This window comes from Nocardioides imazamoxiresistens (assembly GCF_032378595.1).
GTDB lineage: Bacteria > Actinomycetota > Actinomycetes > Propionibacteriales > Nocardioidaceae > Nocardioides > Nocardioides imazamoxiresistens.
In genome coordinates this window covers 472,270-498,272 of the sequence record NZ_JAVYII010000002.1, presented here as the reverse complement: position 1 = coordinate 498,272, position 26,003 = coordinate 472,270, and the positions used below count along the sequence as shown (strand labels likewise).

The 26,003-nt window shown below is 74.8% G+C and carries 23 protein-coding genes; 10 read left to right on the top strand and 13 right to left on the bottom strand.

The annotated features are described in order from the left end of the window. Window positions 1-39 precede the first annotated feature (39 nt). The 4 genes from RDV89_RS06450 to purE are packed head-to-tail and all read left to right on the top strand — an operon-like array spanning window position 40 to window position 3,783. Window positions 40-393 carry a hypothetical protein gene (locus RDV89_RS06450; RefSeq protein WP_315732120.1) on the top strand — a complete coding sequence of 118 codons (354 nt, stop codon included), beginning with the start codon at window positions 40-42 and terminating at the stop codon, window positions 391-393. Next, window positions 390-2,048, top strand: a complete 1,659-nt coding sequence (locus RDV89_RS06445; RefSeq protein ID WP_315732119.1) for a glycosyltransferase family 4 protein — start codon at window positions 390-392, stop codon at window positions 2,046-2,048. Before RDV89_RS06450 ends, RDV89_RS06445 begins: the two co-directional genes overlap by 4 nt. Beyond that, window positions 2,045-3,226, top strand: coding sequence for a 5-(carboxyamino)imidazole ribonucleotide synthase (locus tag RDV89_RS06440; RefSeq protein WP_315732118.1), 1,182 nt, complete (start codon window positions 2,045-2,047; stop codon window positions 3,224-3,226). The genes RDV89_RS06445 and RDV89_RS06440 overlap by 4 nt, the downstream gene beginning before the upstream one ends. After that, on the top strand, window positions 3,226-3,783 hold the full coding sequence (gene purE, locus RDV89_RS06435; RefSeq protein ID WP_315732117.1) for a 5-(carboxyamino)imidazole ribonucleotide mutase: 558 nt from the start codon (window positions 3,226-3,228) through the stop codon (window positions 3,781-3,783). The genes RDV89_RS06440 and purE overlap by 1 nt, the downstream gene beginning before the upstream one ends. 7 nt (window positions 3,784-3,790) lie before the next feature. On the opposite strand, the gene RDV89_RS06430 is transcribed toward purE, so the two are convergent. Genes RDV89_RS06430 through RDV89_RS06420 form a run of 3 tightly spaced genes read right to left on the bottom strand, consistent with a single transcriptional unit; the run spans window position 3,791 to window position 6,401 of the window. Then, window positions 3,791-4,213, bottom strand: coding sequence for a CoA-binding protein (locus tag RDV89_RS06430; protein ID WP_315732116.1), 423 nt, complete (start codon window positions 4,211-4,213; stop codon window positions 3,791-3,793). Further along, a complete protein-coding gene (locus tag RDV89_RS06425; RefSeq protein ID WP_315732115.1) occupies window positions 4,210-5,103 on the bottom strand; it encodes a crotonase/enoyl-CoA hydratase family protein in 894 nt (297 codons plus the stop codon). Before RDV89_RS06425 ends, RDV89_RS06430 begins: the two co-directional genes overlap by 4 nt. Next, complete coding sequence (locus tag RDV89_RS06420; RefSeq protein WP_315732114.1) at window positions 5,100-6,401, bottom strand: LCP family protein; 1,302 nt, start codon at window positions 6,399-6,401, stop codon at window positions 5,100-5,102. Before RDV89_RS06420 ends, RDV89_RS06425 begins: the two co-directional genes overlap by 4 nt. A 115-nt stretch (window positions 6,402-6,516) precedes the next feature. Between RDV89_RS06420 and RDV89_RS06415 the strand changes: the two genes are divergently transcribed. Both RDV89_RS06415 and RDV89_RS06410 read left to right on the top strand, forming a co-directional pair. Next, window positions 6,517-8,157, top strand: a complete 1,641-nt coding sequence (locus tag RDV89_RS06415; RefSeq protein WP_315732113.1) for an LCP family glycopolymer transferase — start codon at window positions 6,517-6,519, stop codon at window positions 8,155-8,157. Window positions 8,158-8,325: 168 nt separating this feature from the next. Further along, window positions 8,326-11,265, top strand: coding sequence for an FG-GAP-like repeat-containing protein (locus RDV89_RS06410; RefSeq protein WP_315732112.1), 2,940 nt, complete (start codon window positions 8,326-8,328; stop codon window positions 11,263-11,265). On the opposite strand, the gene RDV89_RS06405 is transcribed toward RDV89_RS06410, so the two are convergent. The 4 genes from RDV89_RS06405 to cofD form a co-directional block, all read right to left on the bottom strand. Then, complete coding sequence (locus RDV89_RS06405) at window positions 11,249-11,992, bottom strand: TIGR03089 family protein (protein WP_315732227.1); 744 nt, start codon at window positions 11,990-11,992, stop codon at window positions 11,249-11,251. The two genes, RDV89_RS06410 and RDV89_RS06405, sit on opposite strands and share 17 nt — an antisense overlap. A 36-nt stretch (window positions 11,993-12,028) precedes the next feature. Next, a complete protein-coding gene (locus tag RDV89_RS06400; protein WP_315732111.1) occupies window positions 12,029-12,901 on the bottom strand; it encodes a DUF3105 domain-containing protein in 873 nt (290 codons plus the stop codon). Window positions 12,902-12,969: 68 nt separating this feature from the next. Next, on the bottom strand, window positions 12,970-13,965 hold the full coding sequence (cofE, locus tag RDV89_RS06395; protein ID WP_315732110.1) for a coenzyme F420-0:L-glutamate ligase: 996 nt from the start codon (window positions 13,963-13,965) through the stop codon (window positions 12,970-12,972). Next, a complete protein-coding gene (gene cofD, locus RDV89_RS06390) occupies window positions 13,962-14,993 on the bottom strand; it encodes a 2-phospho-L-lactate transferase (RefSeq protein ID WP_315732109.1) in 1,032 nt (343 codons plus the stop codon). The genes cofE and cofD overlap by 4 nt, the downstream gene beginning before the upstream one ends. 246 nt (window positions 14,994-15,239) lie before the next feature. On the opposite strand from cofD, the gene RDV89_RS06385 reads away from it, so the two are divergent. The 4 genes from RDV89_RS06385 to RDV89_RS06370 all read left to right on the top strand — a co-directional run bounded on the left by RDV89_RS06385 (window position 15,240) and on the right by RDV89_RS06370 (window position 19,021). Beyond that, the gene (locus RDV89_RS06385) at window positions 15,240-15,500 is read left to right on the top strand and encodes a WhiB family transcriptional regulator (protein WP_315732108.1); all 261 of its coding nucleotides are present in this window, start codon (window positions 15,240-15,242) and stop codon (window positions 15,498-15,500) included. Further along, window positions 15,383-16,618, top strand: coding sequence for a CobW family GTP-binding protein (locus tag RDV89_RS06380; protein WP_315732107.1), 1,236 nt, complete (start codon window positions 15,383-15,385; stop codon window positions 16,616-16,618). Before RDV89_RS06385 ends, RDV89_RS06380 begins: the two co-directional genes overlap by 118 nt. Continuing rightward, window positions 16,615-17,328 carry a nitroreductase gene (locus RDV89_RS06375; protein WP_315732106.1) on the top strand — a complete coding sequence of 238 codons (714 nt, stop codon included), beginning with the start codon at window positions 16,615-16,617 and terminating at the stop codon, window positions 17,326-17,328. Before RDV89_RS06380 ends, RDV89_RS06375 begins: the two co-directional genes overlap by 4 nt. Window positions 17,329-17,476: 148 nt before the next feature. After that, window positions 17,477-19,021 carry a DEAD/DEAH box helicase gene (locus RDV89_RS06370; RefSeq protein ID WP_315732105.1) on the top strand — a complete coding sequence of 515 codons (1,545 nt, stop codon included), beginning with the start codon at window positions 17,477-17,479 and terminating at the stop codon, window positions 19,019-19,021. A 40-nt stretch (window positions 19,022-19,061) separates the two neighbouring features. Here the strand turns inward: RDV89_RS06370 and RDV89_RS06365 are convergent, their stop codons facing one another. The 6 genes from RDV89_RS06365 to RDV89_RS06340 are packed head-to-tail and all read right to left on the bottom strand — an operon-like array spanning window position 19,062 to window position 25,986. Next, window positions 19,062-21,182 (bottom strand): xanthine dehydrogenase family protein molybdopterin-binding subunit, encoded by a 2,121-nt coding sequence (locus tag RDV89_RS06365; protein ID WP_315732104.1) that lies wholly within the window; start codon window positions 21,180-21,182, stop codon window positions 19,062-19,064. Next, complete coding sequence (locus tag RDV89_RS06360) at window positions 21,179-22,186, bottom strand: FAD binding domain-containing protein (RefSeq protein ID WP_315732103.1); 1,008 nt, start codon at window positions 22,184-22,186, stop codon at window positions 21,179-21,181. Before RDV89_RS06360 ends, RDV89_RS06365 begins: the two co-directional genes overlap by 4 nt. Beyond that, window positions 22,183-22,716, bottom strand: coding sequence for a 2Fe-2S iron-sulfur cluster-binding protein (locus tag RDV89_RS06355; protein ID WP_315732102.1), 534 nt, complete (start codon window positions 22,714-22,716; stop codon window positions 22,183-22,185). The genes RDV89_RS06360 and RDV89_RS06355 overlap by 4 nt, the downstream gene beginning before the upstream one ends. Before the next feature lie 46 nt (window positions 22,717-22,762). Next, window positions 22,763-24,382, bottom strand: a complete 1,620-nt coding sequence (locus RDV89_RS06350; protein WP_315732101.1) for an AMP-binding protein — start codon at window positions 24,380-24,382, stop codon at window positions 22,763-22,765. Window positions 24,383-24,412: 30 nt separating this feature from the next. Next, a complete protein-coding gene (locus RDV89_RS06345) occupies window positions 24,413-24,952 on the bottom strand; it encodes a SixA phosphatase family protein (protein ID WP_315732100.1) in 540 nt (179 codons plus the stop codon). After that, entirely contained in the window at window positions 24,949-25,986 is a 1,038-nt protein-coding gene (locus tag RDV89_RS06340; RefSeq protein WP_315732099.1) for a hypothetical protein, read from the bottom strand. The genes RDV89_RS06345 and RDV89_RS06340 overlap by 4 nt, the downstream gene beginning before the upstream one ends. Window positions 25,987-26,003: the final 17 nt, after the last annotated feature.

Here is a 26,003-nt window from a genome sequence, read left to right as displayed (position 1 = left end):
CCGCAGGTCCGCGCCGCGCGGCCGGAGAGGACTGCTCGCATGCGTGACGACGACCGCGGACCAGCGGGCGACGCGACGTCCGAGACCGAGCGACTGCGCGCGGAGCTGGACGCGCTGCGCGCCACCCTGGAGGAGGAGCGCGCGACGTTCGCCGCCGAGCTGAGGGCCGGGGCGGCGGAGCTCGCCGCCCTGCGCACCGAGGTCGAGACCGCCCGGGAGCAGCGGGCGACCCTGCGTCGCCAGCTCGGTCGCTGGCAGCGCGAGCTCGTCGACGACGCGGCCCCGCCGACCCGCTCCCGCCTGCGGGCGCGCGCGCTGCGGCTCGTGCGGTCGAACCCCCGTGCCGAGCTGCTGGCCCGCCGCGTCCGCGACGCGCTCCAGGCCCGCCGGTGACCGCTCGAGGTCCCCGCACGGCGCCGCAGCCCACCGCCGCGCGGCTCACGGAGGTGCTGCGGGCCGGGACCGGCGACGGCGCCGGGGCGCGGGTCGGTCTCGTGGTCGACGTCGAGGACCCCCAGCAGGGCGAGCCGCCCGCCCTCGCCGCCGCGCACCTGGCGCTGCGGCTCGCCGACCACGGCCTCGGCGTCCGGGTGCTCGGCACGCCCGCGGCCTGGGACCGCACCACGCTCGCGGGGCTCGCCGACCTCGACGTCCTCGTCGCGGCGCCCGGGACCGACTGGTCGGTGCTGCCCGACGCCGTCGTGCGGATCGCCGTGGCCGCCCCCGGCGCCGCAGCCGGTGCCGATCCCGGTGCGGACGCCACGGTCCCCGCCTCGCTCGACGAGCCGGGCGACCCGGGCGACCCGGGCGACCCGGGCGACCTGGCCGACCGGCTCGCGGCCGTCGTCGCCGACCAGCTCGGGCGCCGCGCCGCGGGCTCGCCCGCCCCCCGGCGGGCCCCCCGCTCCCTGCACACCTACCCGGACTTCGCGCGCAACCCCTTCCAGCAGCTGCTGTACGCGGGGCTGCCGCAGCGCGGCTACCAGCGCGTCCGGGTCGAGGACCTGCTCACGCACCTGCGCCGGCGCACCTGGGCGCCCGGACCCGCCGGGGTGCTCAACGTCCAGTGGACCGACCCGGTGCTGCGCGGGGTCGGCGGACCCTTCGCCGCCCGCCTGCTCCTCGACGACCTCGACCGCGCGCTGCAGGCGTACGCGGCCGCGGGCGGACGCCTGGTCTGGACCGTGCACAACGTGCTGCCGCACGACGGGGGGCACCCGTGGGCCGAGATCGAGCTCTGCCGGCTGCTGGCCCGCTCCGCGGACGTCGTGCACGTCCTCTCCGAGGAGACCCTCGCGGCGGCCGAGCCGTGGTTCCACCTCGACCCGGCGCGCACCGTCGTCATCGACCACGCCAGCTACCTCGGGCACTACCCGGACACCGTCGACCGCGCCCAGGCACGCCGACGCCTCGGGATCGGGGCGGACGAGCGCGCGCTGATCGCGGTCGGCGGCGTGCGGCCCTACAAGGGCCTCGACCGTCTGGTCGAGGTGTTCGACGCGCTCCATGCCGAGGATCCCCGGCTGCGGCTGCTCATCGCCGGTCGGCCGGGGCAGCGCGCCCGCTCGGCGGCCTTCGAGGCCGCCTGCCTGGCCGACCCGCGGATCGTGTGCCGCTTCGACTTCGTGCCCGACGACGAGCTGCAGGTGTGGATGCGGGCCGCGGACGTCGCGGTGCTGGCGTACCGCAACATCCTCAACTCCGGCGCCTTCCTCCTCGCCCAGACCTTCGGGCTGCCGACGGTCGCGCCGCACGACGGGGCGCTGGCCCGCTTCGCCTCCGAGCCGCAGGTGCGCAGCTTCGCGCCCGACGACGACGCGTCGCTGGCGGCGGCCGTGCGCTCCGCGCTCGCGCTCGTCGAGGACCCCGCGGCCCTGCACGACGCCCAGGAGGCGGCCCTGCGGCTCGCCCGCGAGCGGTCACCGGCGAGGATGGCCGCTGCGTTCGCCGACCTCGTGGTGGGCGTCGACGCCTCGCCCGACCCCCAGCACGAGCACCAGCACGAGCACCAGCACGAGCACCAGCACGACCAGAGGAGCACGACATGACGCAGGCCCCGGCGGAACGCGCCCCGCGCGTGGCGGTGATCGGTGGCGGGCAGCTGGCCCGGATGCTGGCCGAGCCCGCCGCCGCGCTCGGCGTGCCCCTGCGGCTGCTGGCCGAGGGGCCGGACGTCTCGGCCGCCCAGGTGATCGGCGACCACCGGGTCGGCGACCACCGCGACCTGGACGACCTCCGCGCGGTCGCCGCGGGCTGCAGCGCGGTCACCTTCGACCACGAGCACGTGCCGACCGAGCACCTGCGGGCGCTGGAGGCCGACGGCCTCGCCGTGCGCCCCGGGCCGGACGCGCTGGTGCATGCGCAGGACAAGGCGGTGATGCGGCGCCGGCTGGCCGAGCTGGGCGTGCCGTGCCCGCGCAACGCGGTCGTCGCCCACGTCGCCGCCGTGGAGGAGTTCGGCCTCCCGTGCGTGCTGAAGACCACCCGCGGCGGCTACGACGGCAAGGGCGTGTGGGTGGTGCGCAGCGCCGACGACGCGCGGGCGGCCTTCGACGCGGCGGCCTCGGCCGGCGTCGAGGTCCTGGCCGAGGAGCTCGTCGACTTCCGTCGCGAGCTGTCCGCGATCGTCGTGCGCTCCCCGAGCGGCCAGGCGGCGGCGTACCCCGTCGTCGAGACCGTGCAGCGCGACGGGATCTGCCACGAGGTGACCGCCCCCGCCCCCGACCTCGACGCCGACCTGGCCTCGGGCGCCCAGGAGATCGCGTTGCGCGTCGCCGGCGAGCTGGGCGTCGTCGGCCTCCTGGCGGTCGAGCTGTTCGAGACGGCCGACGGTCGCGTGCTGGTCAACGAGCTCGCGATGCGGCCGCACAACACGGGGCACTGGACCCAGGACGGCGCGGTGACGTCGCAGTTCGAGAACCACCTGCGCGCGGTGCTCGACCTCCCGCTCGGCAGCCCCGCGCCGCGGGCGCGCTGGACCGTCATGGTCAACGTCCTGGGCTCCGCGGACGTCGACCCGGAGCGCGCCGGGCGGCTCTACGACGGCTACCCCCACGCGCTGGCCCGCGACCCCGGGCTGCGCGTCCACCTGTACGGCAAGGACCTGCGTCCGGGCCGCAAGGTGGGTCATGTCAACGTCTACGGCGACGACCTCGAGGACTGCCGCGAACGGGCCCGCCACGCGGCGGCCTGGTTCGCCGGCGACCTCGGCAACGAGAGCGAGTGATGAGCGTGAGCAGCACCAGTCCCGCCACCGGCACCGGCCCCACGACCGCCCGCGTGGGCATCGTGATGGGCTCCGACTCCGACTGGCCCGTCATGGAGGCCGCCGCGACGGCGCTGGCGGAGTTCGACGTGGCCTTCGAGGCCGACGTCGTCTCGGCGCACCGGATGCCCGACGAGATGCTGGCGTACGGCCGCGAGGCCGCCGACCGGGGGCTCTCGGTGATCGTCGCGGGCGCCGGGGGAGCGGCCCACCTGCCGGGCATGCTGGCGGCGGTCACGCCGCTGCCGGTCATCGGGGTGCCCGTCCCGCTGCGTCACCTCGACGGGATGGACTCGCTGCTCTCGATCGTGCAGATGCCCGCCGGCGTCCCGGTGGCCACGGTCGCGGTCGGCAACGCGCGCAACGCCGGTCTGCTGGCCGTGCGGATCCTGGCCGCCACCGACGCGGACCTGCGCGCACGGATGGTCACCTTCCAGGCCGGGCTGCGCGACGCCGCCCACGCCAAGGGCGAGATCGTGCGCAGCGCGACCGCGGCGCCGCGACGCACCGGCTTCTGAGCGGGGCTCACTCCCCGCGACGGCGCCACTCGATCGCCGGGCAGGTGTCCATCACCATCGGCACGCCCGCCGCGCGGGCCCGCTCGAACGCCTCGGTGTCGACGACCCCGAGCTGCAGCCACACGCCCTTCGCGCCGATCGCGACGGCCTCGTCGACGAAGCGCCCAGCGGCGTCCGAGCGGCGGAAGACGTCGACGACGTCGACGGGGAACGGCACCTCGGCCAGGGTCGCGTACCCCTGCTCGCCCAGCACCACGGGCGAGCGCGGGTGCACCGGCACGATCCGCTTGCCGCGGCTCTGCAGCAGGGCTGCGATCTGGTACGCGGTGCGGCTGGGGTCGTCGGAGAGCCCCACGACCGCCCACGTCTCGAGCTCGTCGAGCATCAGGGCGACGGCGGCGGGGTCCTGCCAGGACACGGGGCTGCTCACGGGGTGTCTCCTCCGAAGACGTCGGGCACCTCGGACGCGGCGCGGGTGAAGCGCGGCGGGCGCTTCTCGAGGAAGGCCGCCACGCCCTCCTTGCCGTCGGCGACGGAGGTGTGGAACATCGCCAGGGAGTCGGCCCGGTGGGCCTCGATCGGGTGCGTGGCGCCGGCGCCGCGGTAGAGCAGCTGACGCGCGAGCGCCACGCCGTAGGGCGAGCGGTCGTCGGTGAAGCGGTGCGCGAGGGCGTACGCGGCGGGCAGCAGGTCGTCGGGCTCGTGGACCGAGCGGACCAGCCCGCCCGCGAGGAGCTCCTCGGGGCCCAGCAGGTCGGCGGTGTAGATCCACTCCAGGGCCCGCGGCAGCCCGACCAGCCGGGGCAGGAACCACGACGAGCAGGCCTCGGGCACGATGCCGATCCTGCCGAACACGAAGCCGACCTTCGCCCGCGACGACACGAGGCGGACGTCCATCGGCAGCGTCATGGTCGCGCCGATGCCGACCGCGGCGCCGTTGATCGCGGCGATCACCGGCTTGCGGCACTCGAAGATCGCCAGGGAGACGCGACCGCCGGTGTCGCGCACGCCGTCGTGGATCTCGGGCGCGTCCAGGCGGGTGCGCAGGTCCTCCGGGGTGGGGGAGAGGCTCTCGTCGAGCCCGAACACGTTGCCCTCGCCCGAGAGGTCCATCCCGGCGCAGAACGCGCGTCCCGCGCCCGTGACCACGACGGCGCGCACCTCGTCGTGGTCGTTGACGCGGCGGAACGCGTCCTCCAGCTCGTCGGCCATCGTGACCGTGAAAGCGTTCAGCGCGTCGGGCCGCTCGAGGGTGAGGGTGAGGACGCCGTCGAACAAGCTCCACCCGAGGGTGGAGTAGTCGGGGACCGCGCCGCTCACGGGGCCAGCCCCGACTCGGTGCAGACGTCGTCGGTGATCTGCGACGTGTCGTCGGCGATGATCGCGCCGAACAGCACGTCCGCGCGGGCGTCGTCCCAGCTGTTCGCGGAGCTGTCCGCGATCGGCACCGTGCAGCTGCGTGCCCCGCCGCCGATGGCCCGCAGCGCGAGGGCCATCCGGCCCGCCTCGACGACGTTGGTGTCCTCGTCGACGGCGATGAAGGAGGTCGCCGCCTTGTTGAGCGACACGTAGCGCCAGGGCAGCAGCACGTTGAGCGGGTCGGCGGCCTTGGAACCGACCGCCGAGACGACCTCGCGCTGGTTCTTGACGCGGTCCAGGTCGGAGCGCACGAGCGGGCACTCGGGCGGGCCGTTCTTCGAGCAGCGCGCGCGGGAGTACGACAGCGCGGTCACGCCGTCGACCTCCTGGCAGCCGCCCGGGATGTCGAGGTGGGCGCCGTCGTCCTTGATCGGGTCCTCGGGGCAGATCTCGATGCCGCCGACCGCGTCGACGACGTCCGCGACGCCGCCCATCCCGATCTCGGCGTAGTGGTCGATGCGGATGCCCGTGTTCAGCTCGACGGTCTCGACGAGGTAGCGGGCGCCCTCGTCGCCCCCGCGGGCGTACACCGCGTTGATCTTCGTGCTGCCCGCGCCGTCGGGCAGGTCCACGAAGCTGTCGCGGGGGAACGAGACGACGACGGGCTCGCCGCCGCCGGTGTGGATCATCAGGATGGTGTCGGTGCGGTCGCCGTCGACGCTGCCGGTGCCCAGGCGGGCGCGGTCCTCGGCGCTGAGCCCGGCGCGCGAGTCGCTGCCGACGACGAGGTAGGTCGTGCCCGGTTGGTCGGCCGGTCGGTCGCCCTCGGGCATCGCGCCGATCCGCTCGACGTTGTTCCAGGCCCAGATCGGCACGGCGACGAGGAAGACGAGCCACAGCACGACCAGCAGCAGCACGGTGCGCAGCACGGGGAAGCGCCGCCGCCGACGCGGCGCGGCCGGTGGCGGTCCGGCGGGCCCGGGGCGGCCGGGCGGCCGGCCACCGGGAGGGCCGTGGGGTGGGCCCTGCGGAGGTTCCTGGCGCGCGCGGCGTCGCCCGGGCGGCGGGGGCGGGTACGCCGGGTACAGGTCGGCGTCGTGGGTGCCGGGGCCACCGAGCACCTGGGTCGACTCGTCGTCGCCGGGGCGCTGCCGGTAGGGACGCGTCGCGCCCTCTCCGCCGGACCCGCCGCCGTAGAGCCACTCGTACTCCGGCGTGCCCTCGCGGGGGCGCCCTCCGCCGTTGCGACCGTCTGCCATGGCGAGGACGCTACCGCTCGCCGCCTCGGCGTGGCGTCACGCCTGGGACGGGCGTGGCTGGTGAGATGGCGCTCGCAAGCCCGTGCGTCCCTTCCCCGGCGAGAAAGGCCTGCAGATGCCCCCGTCCGACCTCGGCGCCCCGCCGCGTCCCACGGACCCCACGGTCGACCCCGCGGTCGACCGACCCGTCGACCCCGCGGGCCGGCCCGTCCGCGCGCCCGTGCGCGCCCCGCGCGCCGTGCGTACGGGCGCCGACGCCGACACCCGCGCGGGCCGCGTCCGGATGCGTCGCGCGGTCGCACTGCTGCTGATGACCCTCGTCCTGCCCGGCTCGGCCCAGGTCGCGGCGGGGAACCGGACGCTGGGTCGCATCGTGCTGCGCACGTGGCTGGGGCTGCTCGCCGTCGTCGGGCTGGTCGCCCTCGTGGGCGCGGTGTGGCACGGCGTGCTGCTGAGCCTGGCCTTCAGCATGTTCTCGCTGGGCGTGGTCCGGCTCGTGCTGATCGGGCTGGCGCTGGGGTGGGCGGCGTTGTTCGTGGACGCGTGGCGCCTGGCCAACCCGCGCTCCCTGCGGCGCAACCAGCGGTTGGCGCTCGTCGCCGTCAACGGCCTCGTCTGCTTCTCCGTCGTCGGCGGGCTCCTCTTCGGCGCTCACCTCGTCACGGCCCAGCGCGACCTCGTCTCGGCGATCTCGGGCGACGGCGTCGCGACGGACCCGACCCACGGCCGCTACAACGTGCTGCTCGTCGGCGCCGACGCCGGCGAGGGCCGGATCGGCATGCGCTCCGACTCGATGACCCTCGCGAGCATCGACGAGGAGACGGGGGAGACCGTCCTCGTCTCGCTGCCGAGGAACCTGCAGAACTTCCCGTTCCGCGAGGGGTCGGTGCTCGACGACGAGTTCCCCGACGGCTTCGACTGCGACGGCTGCTACCTCAACGGCGTCGCGACGTGGGCCACCGACCACCCCGAGCTGTTCGGCAGCTCCCGCGAGGCCAGCGAGGACGAGCTGTTCGAGCTCGGCATGGACGCCACGGTCTCCGCGGTCGAGGGCGTCACCGACCTGTCGGTCAACTACTGGGCCGTCGTCGACATGAACGGCTTCCGCGACCTGGTGGACGCCTTCGGCGGAGTCGAGGTCGACGTGCGCGGCCGGATCCCGATCGGCGGGGTCGGGGCGCCGGTCACCGGCTACATCGAGGCGGGCGAGCAGACCCTCAACGGCTACGAGGCGCTGTGGTTCTCGCGCTCGCGGGCCGACTCCGACGACTACTCCCGCATGGCACGGCAGAAGTGCATGATGACCGCGCTGCTGGCCCAGCTCGACCCCGCCAGCCTGGTGACGCGGTTCGGGGAGATCGCACAGGCCGGGTCGGCCATGCTGGCCACGAGCATCCCGGCCGGTGAGCTCGACCGGTTCGCGCAGCTGGGCATCGAGGCGCGCAACCACCCGGTGTCGTCGGTCTCGATCGTCCCGCCGGCCGTCAACACGGCCGACCCGGACATGGAGGTCGTCCACCAGCTGATCGCGGACGCGGTGGCCGGCAGCACGGAGCGCGAGGGCGGCGCGACCGAGCAGGCGGCGGGCGGCTCGGGCGGCTCGGGCGGCTCCGACGGCTCGGCCGCGGACGGATCGGCGGAAGGTGCACAGGTCGACGCCGGGGCTGCCGATGAGGTCGTCACGGGCGGCTCCGTGGGCTCCCGGGACGAGGGCTACGCGGCCAACGACTCGGAGGACGTCAGCAGCTCCTGCTGACCCCTCCGGCGTCGGTTCCGGGCGGCGGAGAGGCCCGTGGGACGGGTCGTCGGATAATTACAACGTTGATCTTCAACCACTTCGGTTGTGTGGGGCTCGTGTGACGTGTGTGATTACTGCCGACTCGTGTGACAACTTCCCCCTCTCGCGCGCCAGGAGCACCCCTCGATGTCCCCACGCAAGGCCCGGTACGTCTCCCTCTGCCAGCAGGTTCTGACCCTCCTGGCGGTGGGCGCCGTGGGCGTCACCGCCGCGAACGTCGTGGCCCTCGACGTGGTCCACGGCCCGGAGGTCCCGGCGGCGAGCACGGCGGCCGCGGTCCCGGGCGTACCAGCTCCCGCCGCTGCCGGCGTCGACGCGGCCACGAGCGACGACCAGGCGCCGGTGGCGACCGGGCCGGTCGAGTCGACGGTCGAGGAGGTCGCGCTCACGGACGGCGCCGGAGCCGCCGACGCGGCGACGACCGAGACCGAGGTGCCCCAGGCGCCCGCGCCCGAGGCGTCGCCCGAGGTGTCCACCGAGACGTCCCCCGAGGCCGTCGAGCGGACGGAGGCCACCGAGGCTCCCGAGGCCCCTGCGACGCCGTCCGCCGAGCCCACCGAGCCCACCGAGCCCACCGAGGTCGCGGGCGCGTCCACCGAGCTGCTCAGCGACCCGCAGCCGGTCACCGGCTTCGGCGCGGTCGGCGTCACCTGGAGCCCCGACACCCCGGTCTACGGCGACGACATCTCGCTGACGGTGCGCACGCGCGACGACGGCGGCGAGTGGACGGCGTGGGAGACGATCCCGTACGAGGACGCCTACGACAGCTCCGACGACGTCCCGGCGGGCGACACCGAGTCGGAGGGCACCCGCCCGGGCACCGAGCTGGTCTGGGTCGGCGAGGTCGACGAGGCGCAGGTGCGGGCCGTGGCGCCCGGCGGGCTGCCCGCCGACCTGAAGGTCGCGGTCATCGACCCGGGCTCGACGCAGACCGTGGAGGAGGCCCCGGAGTACGCCGGTGGCTCCGTCGCCGCGGGCGAGGACACGGAGACCACGCTCAGCACCGACCAGGGCGACGTCGCGCTCCAGGCGGCCAGCACCGGCGCGGCGCAGCCGGCCATCTACTCGCGCAGCCAGTGGGGTGCCGACGAGTCGATGCGCGACGGCAACCCGCGGTACGCGACGGTGCGCGGCGCCGTCATCCACCACACGGTGAACGCGAACAACTACACCGAGGCGCAGGTGCCGGGCATCATCCGCGGCATCTACGCGTACCACGTCCGCTCGCAGGGCTGGTCCGACGTCGGCTACAACTTCCTCGTCGACAAGTTCGGCCGGCTCTGGGAGGGCCGTGCGGGCGGGATCACCCGCGCCGTGCGCGGCGCCCACATCGCCGCGCACAACGACTGGGCGTTCGGCATCTCCGCGATCGGCAACTACGAGACCGCCCAGCCGACGGCCGCCATGCAGGAGGCCATCGCCAAGCTCATCGCGTGGAAGCTGTCGATCCACGGCATCAGCGCGACGTCGACGCAGACGTGGGGCAGCGTGCGGATGCCGGCGATCATCGGTCACCGCGACGGCGGGTCGACCGCCTGCCCGGGCCGCTACCTCTACGCCAAGCTCGGCGCGATCCGCACGCGTGCCCAGCAGCTGCAGTCGCAGGGCGCGACCAACCCCACGCCGGCCCCGCCGCAGGTGAGCGCGTCGGCGCCGAACATCACCGACTCGAGCCTGGTCGGCTCGGACTACCCCGACGTGGCCTACCGGCACTCCGACGGCACCGTCTACATCACGCCCACCCAGGGCGGCACCTGGTTCTCGGGCAAGCACGCCTTCGCCAAGGGCTACACCAAGGCGTCCGGCGTCGTCGTCTCGCCGGACCTGACCGGTGACGGGCGGCCCGACATCGTCCACGTGGACCCGCAGGGCACGGCGTGGCTCAAGCGCGGCGAGGGCGGCACGCGGTTCGTGCACGACTTCACGCCGATCAGCCGCTCGATCTTCACGAACACCACCAACCTGACCGCGATCGGCGACGTCGACGGCGACGGCAACAACGACCTCATCGCCCGCAACACGAGCAACAACCTGCTCACCCTCTACCTGGGCGACGGCAAGGGCGGCTTCCGCTGGATGACGCTCGGGCGCCAGTGGCACACGGTCAAGCTCATCACCACGATGGGCGACGTCACCGGCGACGGGGTGCCGGACCTCATCGTCAAGGACCGCGACGACAAGCTCTGGATCTACCCCATCACCTCGTCGCGGCGCGGCCACGCGGCCCTCGGCCAGCGGATCCCGATCCCCGGCTCCTTCCCCCAGGTCGCGGCGATCGCCGGCGTCGGCGACGCCACCGGCGACGGTCGGCCCGACCTGGCCCTGCGGCTGACCTCGGGCAGCGTCTACCTGATGTCGTACCTGCGCCCGGGCGTGGTCCGCGGGATGCGCGGTCCGGTCAACTGGCCCGGACAGCTGACCAACCTGTCGGGGGGCATCGACCTCACCGGCGACGGTGAGCCCGACCTGGTCGGACGCGTCGGCAACGACCTGTTCGTCGTCGCGCACTCCGGTCGCAAGGACGTGGCACCGACGATCACCACGAACATCAAGATCCCGACCGCGGTCGCCCTGTGGAACGTGGGGGACTGGGACCGTGACGGCCACGGCGACCTCATGAGCCAGGAGCGGGACGGCACCCTCACCCTGTGGCGGGGCAACAGCACGGGCCGGTTCTGGGCCTTCGACCTGGGCCGCAGCCTGGCCGGGATCAGCAACCTGCGCTACGTCGGCGACGTCACCGGCGACGGGTTCGGCGACCTGATGGGCCTGGCCAAGGACAAGAAGACGTGGCAGGTGCACCCCGGCTGGGGGCGCAAGGGCTTCGTGGCGGGCCGCTCCGTCAACCCCGCGCTCGTGCGCTGGTTCGACCACTCCGGCGTGGACCTGCAGGGTGCCGACCTCGTCTCGGTCAGCGCCTCGCTCAGCGGCGGCCGGGGGATGGACCTCGTGGTCCGGCACCGCGCGAGCAAGCAGCTGCGGGTGATCCAGCGGGACACGAACGGCCGGGTCACGCGTCACACCGGGTTCGTCGACATCTCGGACAACCTCAACCTGCTCGGCTGACCCGCTCGTCCCGTTCGATCACCGCGCGCCGCTCGCCCCACCACGGGGCGGGCGGCGCGTCGTCGTCGACGAGCACCAGCGAGCCGCCGCCCAGGAGCGCCGCGACGGCGGCGCGTGCGGCGTCGGGGTCGCCGAGACCGGTGTGGAGGCGACGCTCGTCGGACCCGGCGGCCCGCGCCGACGCGAGCAGGTCCGTGTGCGACGCGCCGGCGAGGGCGGCGTCCTCGGGCTCCGGCGGGTCGAGGGGGACGTAGCCGTCGGGCTGGCTCCACACCTCGACGCCGAGGTCGTGCACGCCGGCGGGCACCCCACCGCCGAACGGTCGGGCGAGGGGGGTCAGGGCGGCGGCGACCACGACGAGGTCGTCCGCCAGGGGCGCCCACCGGTCGAGGGAGCGCGGGCCGCACAGCACGGCAGCGGGGGCACCGGGGGCGTCCGGCGCGACGACCTCGATGCCGGCCGACCAGGCCGCGCCCCAGGCGACGGGGAGCATCCAGTGGGTGGGCAGGTCGACCGCGAGGCGGTCGCCCCGCTCGACCTCGAGCTCGTCGGTGAGCAGCCCGGCCAGCTTCGCCGCCCAGTTGGCCCAGGTCGTCGTCGAGAGCTCGGTGCGCTCGACGACCGCACCGTCGGTGTCGTGGCCGTAGTAGGTGACCAGGGGGCGGCCCGGGTCGGCGCGCACGAGCGCGGCGATCCGGTCGGGCAGGGTGCGGGCGGCGGGAAGCATCACGGGCGCCATCCTCCCAGGAGGGGCGCCCGTGGCTCACATGCCGTTCGGCTCGGTCGAGTTGTAGTACGGCCAGCGGAGCATGAAGTCCTCGAGCGCCTCGCCGCTGGGGGCGCTGCAGTACTGCACCACGCCGAAGCTGCCCGGCTGCCCCGTCTCGGGGTCCACGTTCTCGTCGGTCGTCGCGTACTCCGAGGCCTCGCCGCCGTCGTCGACCTCGTTGGTGGCCGCCCAGTGCGTGATCGCGATGTGCGCGCCGCCCTCGAGCGCCACCTCGGCGTCCGGGAAGCCGGCCATCTCCAGCGCCTGCTGCATGCCGGCGTCGAAGTCGGTGGCCCAGCTCGCGCCGTCCTGGTTCTCGTCGGCGCCGTTCCACGGCACAGCCTTGAACTTGAGCCGGAAGTTGTCGGTGCCGCGCAGCTTGGTGGCGATGCCCTCGATCTCGTCCATCAGCTCGTCGTCCTCGGCGACCGTCTGGTCGTACCACAGGAAGGTGTAGCCGTGCTCCACGTTGTGGACGAGCTGCTCGACCTCGGGCCGGTCCTGCGGGGTGTAGAACTTGCGGTCCATCGTGGCCGGCACGCTGCGGTGCGGACCGAAGATGGGCGGGGAGGTCGTGTAGTCGATGGGCCCGCTGTCGCGGTGGTCCTGCTCGCCGCTGGCCGGCATCACGATCTCCGGCCCGCACACGTCCGCCGACGAGCCGATGCTCGCGAGCTCGATGTCGTTGAACTTGCGCAGGTCCCACCAGTTCATGACGGGACGGTAGGCCGCTGCACCGACGATGAGGATGGCGACGGCGGCGCAGACGCCGACGATCATGTAGCTGCCGCGGCGCTCGGCGCGCTGGTGCGCCTTGAGCTGCTTCTTCGCCTTGGCGGCGCGGTCGTTGCTCGGGGTCTTCGCCACGGTCTGGCTTTCCTCACGGGTCGGACGTCGGCTGATCGTGCGTCCGGCAGGAGGCACGGTGGGAGAGTTTACGGAACGTCGGGCGAGAAGCGGACCTCCGCCCCGCTGGCGTGCCAGGTCCAGCGGAAGGCGCGGGCGAGCGCGTCGAGGGCCGTGACGTGCAGGGCGGGGTCGTCGAGGTGCACCACCACCTGCACGACGGGTGCGCCGTCGAGCTCGCGGGCGCCCTCGGCGTCGATGAGCACGGGTGCCGCCAGCACGGTGGCCAGCGCGTCGGCGAGGTCCGCGGGCGATGACGGCGCACCGAAGCCGTCGCGCAGCTCGGACTCCTCGACGCCGGCGGCCAGCGCCGCGACGACCGCCTCGCGCGCACCGAAGCCGAACATGTCGCGCGCGGGCGCGCGCAGGACCCCTGCCGCCCCCGGGCCGTCGTCGCCTACCGCGAGGACCAGGTCCGCGCGTCCCCGCAGGCGGGCGAAGGGGCGGGCGCCGAGCTTGCCCTGGGCCAGCTCGGCCGCGCCGGCGATCTCGTCGGCGACGGCGGGCGCGGTGACCGCCAGCTCGTTGCCGTAGGAGTCGACGCGTCCCGCGTGGTCGTCGAGGACCCGCAGCCCGGCCGCGCCGACGGCGATGTCGGTCTGGCCGTCGCGCCACGCACGACCGGCGGTGTCGGTCACCACGACGGCAACGTTGGCGCCGCACGCCGCGCGTACGCCCTCGCGCAGCCGCCGCGCCGACGCGTCCGGGTCCAGGGGGAGCAGCACGACGGAGCCGGCGGTCACGTTGGAGGCGTCCACACCGGCAGCGGCCAGGGTCAGGCCGTGGCGGGTGCGCACGATGCGGGTGGGGCCGCGGCGGGCCACGACCCGGACGGTCTCCTCGGCGACCGCGTCGTCGCGTGCCTGCTCGCGCTGGCGTCCCTCGGCCTTGGCGACGACCTTGCTGGTCACGAGGAGCACGTCGCCGTCGCGCAGGTCCAGCACCGAGAGGGCGAGGGCGACGAGGTCGGCGTCCACGTGCACCTCGCCGACGCCGTCGGGCGCGTGCACCTCCAGCGAGCTCACGGGCGCACCAGGGCCAGGGCGGCCACCACCATGGCGGCGGTGGCGTCGTGGTCGGTCATCATCAGCGGCACCGCGCTCGCGGCGAGGCCGCCCGCCTCGAGGGCGGGCAGCTGGTCGGCGTCGCGCTCGTCGACGAGCCAGCCGTCGAGCAGCCCGCCCGCCGAACGGGCGCCGTAGTGCAGTCCTACCGCGGCGGCGGAGACCTCGACCCCGACGGCCTCGAGCATCTGCCGGGCCATCCCGCGCACGGGCGCGCCGCCCACGATGGGGGACAGGCCGACCACGGGGGCCGAGGTCGTGCGCAGGGCGTCGCGCACCCCCGGCACCCCGAGGATGGTGCCGACCGACACGACGGGGTTCGACGGCGGCAGCACCACGAGGTCGGTGTCGCCGATCGCCTCGAGCACGCCGGGGGCGGGCGTCGACTCGTCGAGGCCCACGAAGACCAGGGTCTCGGCGGCGACCTCGGCGCGCAGGCGGACCCAGTACTCCTGGAAGTGCACGACCCGGCGGCCGCTGGCGGCCTCGGGGTCCGCGATCGCCACGTGGGTCTCCACGCGGTCGTCGGTCATCGGCAGCAGGCGCACCGGCACCGGCTCCGAGTCGGGCAGCCAACGGCGGCACAGCGCCGCGGTGACCTGGGAGAGCGGGTAGCCGGCCTCCACGAGCTGCGTGCGCACGAGGTGGGTCGCGACGTCGCGGTCGCCGAGCCCGAACCAGGTGGGCTCGACGCCGTAGGTCGCCAGCTCCTCCTTGACGCTCCAGGTCTCGTCGCGCCGGCCCCAGCCGCGCTCGAGGTCGATGCCGTCGCCGAGGGTGTACATCACCGTGTCGAGGTCGGGACAGATCTTCAGCCCGTGCATCCAGATGTCGTCCGCCGTGTTCGCCACGACGGTGATCTCGACGTCGTCGCAGGCGGGCACGAGACCGGTGCGCAGCGCGTGGCGCAGACCCTGCAGGAACCGGGCTCCGCCCATCCCGCCGGACAGCACCGTGACGCGCCGGACGGGAGCCGGGGTCGAGGTCATGGGGTCACCCTGCCCGATGCGCGCGGAGGGCCTCGCGGCGGGTGCCTTGTACCAGACGACGGGCTTGACTTACGGGTACGACAGGCATGTAATTCGTCCAGTGTCGTTTCGCCTCCTGGACTTGGCTCGCACGCCTAGTCTGACCAGCGTGAGACGGCTACCGGGGTGGCCGACCGACTGCGGAGCTGGTGCGCGGTCGGTGGGAGCAGGGTCGATGGAATACCGGGTCGGAAGGGGACGGGAAGCGTGAGAGAACTCGATCTCGTCGATGGGGACGACGCCGGAGTCGACGGTTGGCAGGAACGCGCGCTCTGCGCGCAGACCGACCCCGAGGCGTTCTTCCCGGAGAAGGGCGGCTCCACGCGCGAGGCCAAGAAGGTCTGTCTGACGTGCGAGGTGCGGGACGAGTGCCTGGAGTACGCGTTGATGAACGACGAGCGCTTCGGCATCTGGGGCGGTCTGTCCGAGCGCGAGCGGCGCAAGCTGAAGAAGCGCGCGGTCGTCTGATCGGTCCGGTCCCGGTCGTCGTCCTCGCCGGTTCCCTGGGAGCCGGGAAGACGACGGTGGTCAACCACGTGCTGCGCAACAGCGCGGACACGCGCATCGGGGTCATCGTCAACGACTTCGGTGACATCGACGTCGACGGACTCCTCGTCGCGGGACAGGCCGACATGCTGGTCTCCGCGAGCGGCGGTTGCCTGTGCTGCGCCACGGACGACGGCATGGTCGCCGACTTCCTACGTCGGCTCACCGCTCCGCGCGCCGGCATCGACGCGGTCCTCGTCGAGGCGAGCGGCGTCGCCGACCCCGTGCAGCTCGTGCAACGGGTCGTCGACGACCTCGGGCGCAACGCCCGCTTCGGCGGGCTCGTCGTGCTCCTCGACGCCGAGCACACCAGCACCGACGACCTGGGCGACGCGGACGGGCAGCTGCTGCGCGGGCTACGGGCGGCGGACCTCGTCGTGGTGACCAAGGCCGACCGCGTCGACGAGGGACACCTGGCCCGTCTGCGCGCGCACCTGCGCGCCGCCCTGCCCGGTCGCCCGGTCACGGTGGCCCGGTCCGGTGCCGTCGACCCGGCGCTGCTGTTCGACCTGCGCCACGACCCCGACCGCCAGCTCACCCTCGGCGACGTGCGGGCCGGGGAGAACGCCCACCTGCACACCCCGTTCCGCTCCGTCAGCTGGACCAGCGAGACCGCGCTGCACCCACGCCGCCTGGCCCGGCTGCTCGACGACGGCGTGCCCGAGGCGTTCCGCGTCAAGGGCTTCCTCACCATCGCGGTCGACGGCTACCCGACGCGCTGGACCGTGCACCGCGTGGGTCGCCACGTCCGCCTCACGCCGGGTGTGCCGGCGGGAGCGCGCCGCGGCACCGAGCTGGTGCTGATCGGTCCCGAGCTGGGCGGTTCCGCCTACGACGAGCTCTCGGGGGTGGTCCTCGCGCCGGGGGAGGTCGCCGGGCCCGACGACCTGTGGGGCCTGGAGCGTCTCGTGCCCCCGCACCTGCGCCCGCCGCTCCCGGTCGCGGTGGACGAGGACCCCGCGGAACCCGGGGACGCAGCGGACGACGAGCCGAACGACGAGCAGGACGACGAGCAGGACGACGAGGAGCGTGCCGGATGAGCGAGCCCACCTTCGACGCCGTGGTGGCGGCCCGGCACAGCTGCCGCGCCTTCCTGCCCGAGCCCGTGGCGGACGAGGAGCTGCTGGAGGTCCTGGCCCTCGCGCAGGGGGCGCCGTCGTGGTGCAACACCCAGCCCTGGCAGGTGCACCTCGTGACGGGCACCGCGACGGCCGCGTTCGCGGCGTACCTCTCGGCGGCCGTGCACGACGAGGCGCCCACGCCCGACCTGCCGGGCCCGGAGCGCTACGAGGGCGTCTACCGCGACCGGCGCCGGGCGTCGGGGTACGCGCTGTACGCCAGCCTCGGCATCGAGCGCGACGACCACGCGCGGCGTGGCGAGCAGATGCTGCGCAACTTCTCGTTCTTCGGCGCGCCGCACGTCCTGGTCGTCACGACCGACCCGCTGCAGGGCGTCTACGGCGCCGTGGACTGCGGCGGTTTCGTCTCGACGCTGATGCTGGCGGCCGCGAGCCGCGGTCTCGGGACGTGCGCGCAGGCGGCCGTGGCGATGTACGCCGCGCCGGTCCGCCGTTTCCTCGACGTCGGCGAGGACCGGCAGGTCGTGTGCGCGATCGCGATCGGACGCCCGGACCCCGACCACCCGGCGAACGGCTTCCGCACCGAGCGCGCGTCGTCGGACGAGGTGGTGTCGGTCGTCACGGCGCCGCCCGGGCACGTCGATGCGGGTCGCGGGCCGGCCGGCGCCTAGGCTGGCACCCTCAGTTCGTTCCGCTCCCGCCGCGAGCTGGCCGCACGTCGAGACCACCCCTGGCGAACCAGCCACGGAGGGCTCCGTGCGAGGGCGCCCCTGATCCGGGGATACCGCCCTCCGACGGGAACCCGATGATCGGATCCACATGACGAACTTCCACGACCTCGGCCTGCCCACCTCCCTCGCGGCGGTGCTGGCCGAGCAGGGCATCGAGACCCCGACGCCCATCCAGGAGGCCACCCTCCCCGACTCGCTGGCCGGGCGCGACGTGCTCGGCCGCGGGCGCACCGGGTCGGGCAAGACGTACGCCTTCCTGCTCCCGCTGGTCGCCCGCCTCTCCGGCGGTCCGAAGGCCCGCTCCGGTGCGCCGCGCGCCCTGGTGCTCGCGCCGACCCGTGAGCTGGTCGGCCAGATCGAGGCCTCGCTGGCGCCGTTGGCGGCCGCGGCCGGTCTCACCACCCGCACCGTCTTCGGTGGCGTGGGCCAGAACCCGCAGGTGACGGCGCTGCGTCGCGGCGTCGACATCGTGCTCGCCTGCCCCGGGCGCCTCGAGGACCTCGTCGGCCAGGGCCACTGCTCGCTGGGCGACGTCGAGGTGACGGTGCTCGACGAGGCCGACCACATGGCCGACCTCGGCTTCCTGCCGGCCGTGCGCCGCCTGCTCAACCAGACGCCGAAGGGCGGCCAGCGGCTGCTGTTCTCCGCGACGCTGGACAAGGCCGTCGACGCCCTGGTGCGCCAGTTCCTCACGAACCCGGCCACCCACGAGGCCGACTCGGCGCAGTCGCCGGTCGCGACGATGAGCCACCACGTGCTCCACGTCGAGCGCGAGCAGCGGCTGCCGGTGCTCGTCGACCTGACCAGCGCCCCGGGCCGCACCGTCGTCTTCACGCGCACCAAGCACGGGGCGAAGGCGCTCGCGCGTCAGCTCAACCGCAGCGGGGTGCCCGCCGTCGAGCTGCACGGCAACCTCGCCCAGAACGCGCGCACCCGCAACATGGAGGCCTTCCACGACGGCCGGGCCACCGCGCTGGTCGCGACCGACATCGCGGCGCGCGGCATCCACGTCGACGACGTCGCGCTGGTCGTGCACGCGGACCCGCCGACCGAGCACAAGGCATACCTGCACCGCTCCGGACGCACCGCCCGCGCCGGCAGCACCGGCACGGTCGTGACCCTGATGACCACCGAGCAGAAGCGCGACGTCCGCGATCTCACGCGGGCCGCGGGCATCTCGCCGGTCACCACCCGCGTCACCGGCGCCGACCACCCGGTGCTGCGGGAGCTCGCGCCGGGGGAGCGGGTCGTCCGCGAGGCGTTCGAGCCGGTCGTCCCCGCCCAGAACCAGGGCCAGGGCTCGGGCCGCAAGCGCTCCGGCGGCGGCCGCGGTGGTCAGCAGGGCCAGCAGGGCCAGCAGGGCGGCGAGTCGTCCGGCGGCGCGGGCACGTCGGGCGGTCGCCGTCGGCGCCGCGGCGGCGCCGGCCGCTCGGGTGCGGGCGCCGGCGGCGCGGGAGGCGCGCAGTCGGGTGCGAAGTCGTCGGGCGGGTCCTCCGCCGCGGGCGGCGGCTCGCAGCCGTCGGGTCGCCGTGGTGGCTCGGGACGGCGGGGCGGGTCCGGCGGCGCCGCCGGCGGCAGCTCCTCGGGCGGGCGCGCGCACAGCGCCGCCGCCTTCAGCTCCGGGCGCCGCTGACCTCCTCGCGCACCCGCGCCCGGCGCGGCCGCCCCGCGGCTCAGGCGGGGCGGACGCCAAGGAAGTGGTCGGGCGTGAGCGGCAGCGAGCGGACGCGGCGTCCGGTGGCGTGCCAGGTCGCGTTCGCGACCGCGGCCGCGGTGCCCACGATGCCGATCTCGCCGATGCCGCGCGAGCCCATCGGCGTCGACAGGTGGTCGGTCTCGTCGAGCCACTCCGCGCGCAGGTCGCGCACGTCCGCGTTCGCGGCGACGTGGTAGGTCGCGAGGTCCTGCGTGACCACGTGGCCCGAGCGCGGGTCGCGCCAGCCCTCCTCGAACAGTCCGGCGGACAGACCCATGACGAGGCCGCCGAGCAGCTGCGATCGTGCGGTCGTGGGGTTGAGCACGCGCCCGACGGAGTAGACGCCGAGCAGCCGCTCGACGCGGACCTCCCCGGTGAACCGGTGCACGTGCGCCTCGGCGAAGACCGCGCCGAACGAGTGCAGCGAGTGGCCCTCGGTGTCGGCGTACTGCCCCGAGGTGGCCGTGCTCGCCGCCCCCGGCGCGGGCTCGTCGCCGTGCTCGGCGCGGAAGCGCTCGGCCGCCGCGGCGATCGCGGTGCCCCACGACGAGGTGCCGGCCGAGCCGCCGGCGACGGTCGCGAACGGCTGGTCGGTGTCCCCGAGCAGCAGGTCGACACGGTCGGTGGGCACGTCGAGCGCGTCGGCGGCGATCTGCAGCAGGACGGTGCGGGCGCCCGTGCCGATGTCGACGGCACCGATCGCCACCTCGAGCCGCCCGCCGTCGAGCGCGCGGACCCGGGCGGTGTTGTCGGGCATCCACAGCATCGGGTAGGTCGCCGACGCGACACCCGTGCCGACCCACCACTCGCCCTCGAGGCGCGCCTGCGGCGCGGACGGCCGCTGCTCCCAGCTGAACAGCTCGGCGCCGCGGCGCAGGCAGTCGACGAGACGGCGGTCGTTGAAGGGGTTGCCGGTCTCGGGGTCGAGCTCCGGCTCGTTGCGCACCCGCAGCTCGACCGGGTCCACCCCGGTCTCCACGGCCAGCTCGTCCATCGCGACCTCGTGGGCGTACATGCCCGGCATCTCGCCCGGCGCCCGCATCCACGACGGCACCGGGACGTCGAGCTCGGCCACGCGGTGGGTGGTGGCACGGGCGGGGGCGGCGTACATCATCCGGGCCGCGGTGGCCGTCTGCTCGGCGAACTCCTTGATCCGCGACGTCTGGGAGACCGCGTCGTGGCGCAGGGCCAGCAGGACGCCGTCGGTGGTGGCGCCGAGGCGTACGCGTGACCGCGTCGCGCTGCGGTAGCCCGTGAGGGCGAACATCTGCTGCCGGGTCACGGCCAGGCGCACCGTGCGTCCGGGGACGGCCAGGGCGGCGAGGGCGGCGGCGACCTGCGGGGCGTGCGGCAGGCCCTTGCTGCCGAAGCCGCCGCCGACGTAGGGGGCGGTGACCCGGACCTGCTCGGGCTCGAGGCCGAGCACCGGGGCGAGGGTGGCCCGCACGGCGTGGACGGCCTGCGTCGAGTCGTGCAACGTGAGCAGCCGACCGTCCCAGTGCGCGGTGGTCGCGTGCGGCTCCATCGGGTTGTTGTGCTCGAACGGGGTGGTGTAGGTGCGGTCGACGAGCACCGGGGCCGCGGACAGCCCCGCGTCGGGGTCACCGTCGACGGTGTCGGTCTCCGCGCCCGCGTTCACCTCCTCCGGCGCGTACGTCGAGCTGTGCTCGTCGAAGACCACCTCGTGCGCCTCGGCCTCCTCGGTCACCCCGACGAGCGCGGCGCCCTCCCGGGCGGCCTCGGACGTCGTCGCGATCACGATGGCCACGATCTGGCCGCGGAAGCCGATGCGGTCGTCCGCGAGCACCGCGAGCTCGCGGTCCTCGGTGTCGGCGAGGTCGGGCGCGCTCGTGTGGTCGAGCACCTGCTCGACGCCCGGGTGGGCCAGCGCGTGGCCGGCGTCGATGCTCGCCACGCGACCGCGGGCGGTCGTCGAGGTGACCAGCCAGGCGTGCAGCACATCGGTCGCCGGGTGCTCGACGGCGTACGTCGCGGCTCCGGTGACCTTCGCGACCCCGTCCTGCCGGTCGAGGTGCGTGCCCATCGCCCGGGCCCGCACGGGCTGCGGCACCGGCCGCTCGTCCTGCGACGTGCTCATCGCGCACCTCCGTCGGTGGCCGGGGAGCCCGCGAGCTCCAGCAGGGTCGCGACCGTCAGCTCGCGCACCATCTCGATCTTGTACGCGCTGCCCGCGCTGCCGGTGGCCGCCGCCAGCTCGACCTCGGCCGCGCGCCGCACGGACTCCTCGGTCAGCGGCTCGCCCCGCAGCGCCTCCTCGGCGAGGTGGGCCCGCCAGGGCCGGTGCGCGACGCCGCCCCAGGCGATCCGCACGTCCGCGACGCGGTCGCCGTCGGTCCGGAGCCCGGCTGCGACGGAGGCCAGCGCGAAGGCGTACGACGCCCGGTCGCGCGCCTTGCGGTAGGTCGAGCGGGTCGCCGTCGGCGCGGGGTGGAGCTCGACGGCCGTGATCAGCTCGCCGTGCCCGAGGACGGTGTCGGCCTCGGGTCGGTCGCCGGGGAGGCGGTGCAGCTCGGCGGCCCCGACGCGCCGCTCGCCCTCGGCGCCCTGCACCACCACGGTCGCGTCGAGCGCGGCGAGGGCGACGGCGAGGTCCGAGGGGTGGGTGGCGACGCAGGAGCCACTGGCCCCGAGCACGGCGTTGTAGCGGTCGTAGCCGCCGATCGCCGAGCAGCCCGACCCGGGCTCGCGCTTGTTGCAGGGGGTCGTGACGTCCTGGAAGTACACGCAGCGGGTGCGCTGCAGCAGGTTGCCGCCGGTGGTGGCCTGGTGGCGGATCTGGCCCGACGCGCCGGCCAGCAGTGCGCGCGCCACCGCGGGGTGCTCGCGGCGCACGTCCGGGTGGGCGGCCAGGTCGCTGTTGCGCACGTTGGTGCCCACGCGCAGGGTGCCGTCGTCGAGCCGTTCCACGGCGTCGAGCGGCAGCCGGCTGACGTCGACGAGGGTGCCGGGCCGGGCGACGCCCAGCTTGAGGTGGTCGACGAGGTTGGTGCCGCCGCCGAGGAAGCGGGCCTCGGGGTCGTCGGCGACCGTGCGGACGGCGTCCTCGACGTCGCGAGCGCGGTGGTAGGCCAGCTCCCTCATGCGGCACCGCCCGCGGTCCGGTCGGCGGCCTCGCCGGCAGCGCGCACGGCCGCGACGATCCCGGCGTACGCCCCGCACCGGCACAGGTTGCCGCTCATCCGTTCGCGCACCTCGTCGTCGTCGAGCCCGGGCGGCGCGTCCAGGTCGCGGGTGACGTGGCTGGCGTGGCCCGCACGCACCTCGTCCAGCACGCCGACGGCCGAGCAGACCTGGCCGGGGGTGCAGTAGCCGCACTGGTAGCCGTCGTGGTCGAGGAACGCCTGCTGCACCGGGTGGAGCCCCTCGTCGCCGCCCAGACCGGCGGCCGTGACGACCTCGGCGCCGTCGTGGGCGACGGCCAGCGCGAGGCAGGTCAGGTGGCGCCGGCCGTCGAGGAGCACGGTGCACGAGCCGCACTGGCCGTGGTCGCACCCCTTCTTCGGGGCGGTGACGCCGAGCCGCTCCCGCAGCGCGTCGAGGAGGGTGGTGCGGGTGTCCACCGTGACGGTGCGCTCCTGGCCGTCGACGCGCAGGGTGATCTCGGCATCCATGGGACGCCCGGTACCCCCGGCCCCGAGCGTCAGCCCCACCCCGCGCTCAGCCCAGCAGGCCCAGCTCCTCGCTCGAGCGCTCGCGCATCTCGACCTTGCGGACCTTGCCGGTCACCGTCATCGGGAACTCCTCCACGACCAGCACGTAGCGGGGGATCTTGTAGTGCGCGAGCCGGCCCTGGCAGTACGCCCGGACGGCGTCGGCGTCCAGCGGCGTGCTGCCCGCGCGCATCCGCACCCACGCGCACAGCTCCTCGCCGTAGCGGGGGTCCGGCACGCCGACGACCTGGACGTCCTCGACGTCGGGGTGGGTGTAGAGGAACTCCTCGACCTCGCGCGGGTAGATGTTCTCGCCGCCGCGGATCACCATGTCCTTGATGCGGCCGACGATGGTGCAGTAGCCGTCCTCGCGCATGACGGCCAGGTCGCCGGTGTGCATCCAGCCGTCGGCGTCGACCGCCTCGGCGGTGCGCTCGGGGTCGTCCCAGTAGCCGAGCATCACCGAGTAGCCCCGGGTGCAGAACTCGCCCGCCTCCCCGCGCGGCAGGGTGGCGCCGCTGACGGGGTCGACCACCTTGACCTCGACGTGCGGGTGGGCCCGCCCGATGGTCGCGGTGCGCCGCTCGATGTCGTCGTCCGCGCGCGTCTGGCAGGAGACGGGCGAGGTCTCCGTCATGCCGTACGCGATCGACACCTCGTCCATGTGCATCTCCTCGACGCAGCGCTTCATCACCTCCACGGGGCACACGGAGCCGGCCATGATCCCGGTGCGCAGCGAGGTGAGGTCGTGCTCGGCGAAGGTCGGGTGGTTCTGCATCGCGATGAACATGGTCGGCACGCCGTACAGCGCCGTGCACCGCTCGGCCTCGACGGTGCGCAGCACGGTCTCGGGCTCGAAGGCAGGGCCGGGGACGACCATCGTGGCGCCGTGGCTGATGCAGCCCAGGTTGGCCATCACCATCCCGAAGCAGTGGTAGAAGGGCACCGGGATGCACAGCCGGTCCTCGGCCGTCAGCCGGATCAGCTCGGTGACCTGGTGGCCGTTGTTGACGATGTTGCGGTGGCTCAGCGTCGCGCCCTTGGGGCGTCCGGTCGTCCCGCTCGTGTACTGGATGTTGATCGGGTCCTCGGGCCGCAGCGTGGCGGCCCGCGCGGCGAGCGCGTCCTGGTCGACGCCGTCCGCGGCGGACAGGAAGGCGGGCCAGGCGTCGGTGTCGAGCCAGACCGTCTCGCCGAGGGTCGGGCAGTCGTCGGCGGTGCGGGCGACCATCTCGACGTAGTCGCTGCCCTTGAAGCCGGAGGCGGCGAAGAGCAGGCGCACGCCGGAACGGTCGATCGCGTACGCGAGCTCGTGCGCCCGGTAGGCGGGGTTGATGGTGACCAGCACGGCTCCGACCCTGGCCGTCGCGAGCTGCACGACGGTCCACTCGGCGCAGTTCGGCGCCCAGACGCCGACCCGGTCGCCGGCCGCGACGCCGCGCGCGAGCAGGGCGCGGGCGGCGCGGTCGACGTCGACGGACAGCTGGGCCCACGTCCAGCGGCGCCCGGTCGCGACCTCGACGAGCGCCTCGCCGTCGGGTCGGGCGGCGACGGTGCGGGCCAGGACCTCGCCGACGGTCTCCTCGAGCAGCGGGTGGTCGGTCTCTCCCTGTGCGTACGACTCCATGGGCCCACTATGCCTCTCGTGTGGCGCCCGTCACACTCCCGAAGGTGGTGGTGCGGTGCGCTCGTCGGGAGGGCGTCCGTGCGCCAGGAGACGGGCCGGGCCCCCGGCGGCGTGCGGGCCGACGTCCGCCCACGCCCCGGCCCAGGTGAACCAGGCCAGCTCGCTGGTGCGCATCCGCAGGTCGCGCCCGGACAGGTCGCGCGCGAGGTCACCCAGTGCGGGCTCGTGGCCCACGACGACCACGGCGAGGACCGCGGAGGGCAGCGCGGCGACGACGGCGGCCACGTCCTCGGCGTCGCACGTGTAGAGCTCGTCGAGGTGGTGCACGGGTGGGGGAGCGGGCAGGGCGGCGGAGGCCAGCACCCACGTCGTGCGCGCCCGAACGGCCGTGGAGACCACGGCCCGGGCGGTGCCCGGCGCCAGCGCGGGTCCGCGGGTGGCGAGCCAGCGTCCCGCCGCTGCGGCCTGGCGCCAACCCCGCTCGCCGACCGGCCGTTCGGTGTCGGGCAGGTCGTGCGACCAGTCCGACTTGCCGTGCCGCAGCAGGACGAGGTCGCGGCGCGGGCTCACCGTCGCAGCTCCGGGGGCGCGGGCGTCGTCGACCAGCGCGAGCGTGCGGCCTCGAGGGCCACCAGGGCCACGAAGCCGCAGATCAGCTTGTCGGCGAAGGAGACGAGCAGGTTCGCGGACAGGACGGAGGCGACGAGGTTGTCGTACGTCTCCCCGATCGTCGCGATCACCACGTCCGCCCCGTGGCCGACCTCGCCGTCGAAGACGAGCAGCACGATCGGCGAGGCCACCGCCGTGCAGGCCACGGCGACCACCAGGGTCAGCACGAAGAAGCGCTGGATGCTCGCCGCGGCGTCGAAGCGCCGCACCCCGTAGCCCCACAGCAGGGCGCCGACCACGTTGACGACCACGAAGGGCAGCGAGACCCATCCGCTGATCGCGGTGCCGCCGACGTTGGTCGCGACCGCGACCAGCACCCCCCACCAGGGGCCGAGGAGCACGGCGGCGACCGCGGTCCCGGCCATGTCGAGGAACAGCGGCACGGCGGCCACGTCGACCACGGCGCGGCCGAGCAGGTTGAGGGCGACGCAGGCCAGGACGAGCAGCGCCACGGCGGTGCGCGAGGGGGTACGCCGTCCACCTCGCCGTGGCGCGGGTGCCGGCCCGTCCGACGGTTCCGGCAGGGCCGGCGGCCCGGTCGGCTCCGCCGCGGGGATCGGCTCCGCCGCCGGGGGCGGGGCGTCGGGCGGCTCGCTCGGGGGAGCGGCGACGCCGGCGTCGACGTGGGCGCGGGCCCGGCGGCACCGCTCCTCCCACCCGGCGGCCTCCTCGGCGGTGCCGCCGAGGGCTCGGACGATCTCGCCGACCAGGCGGGCGTCGACGCGGCGCCGGCCCGGACGGAAGACCTCGTACACGGTCGTCCGGCCGGGGCGTACCGGTCCGCCGCCGGTCCGGTCGCGCTGGAGGCCGACCAGCCGCACGATCTCGGCGTAGGACGGGTGGCCGGCGGCTGCGCGCAGGGCCTGGAGGTCTGCGGCGATCTGGTCGAAGGTCGCCGGTGCGGGGTCGTCGCCCGGGGCGGCCGGGTCGCTCACGTCGATCCTCCTGCCGT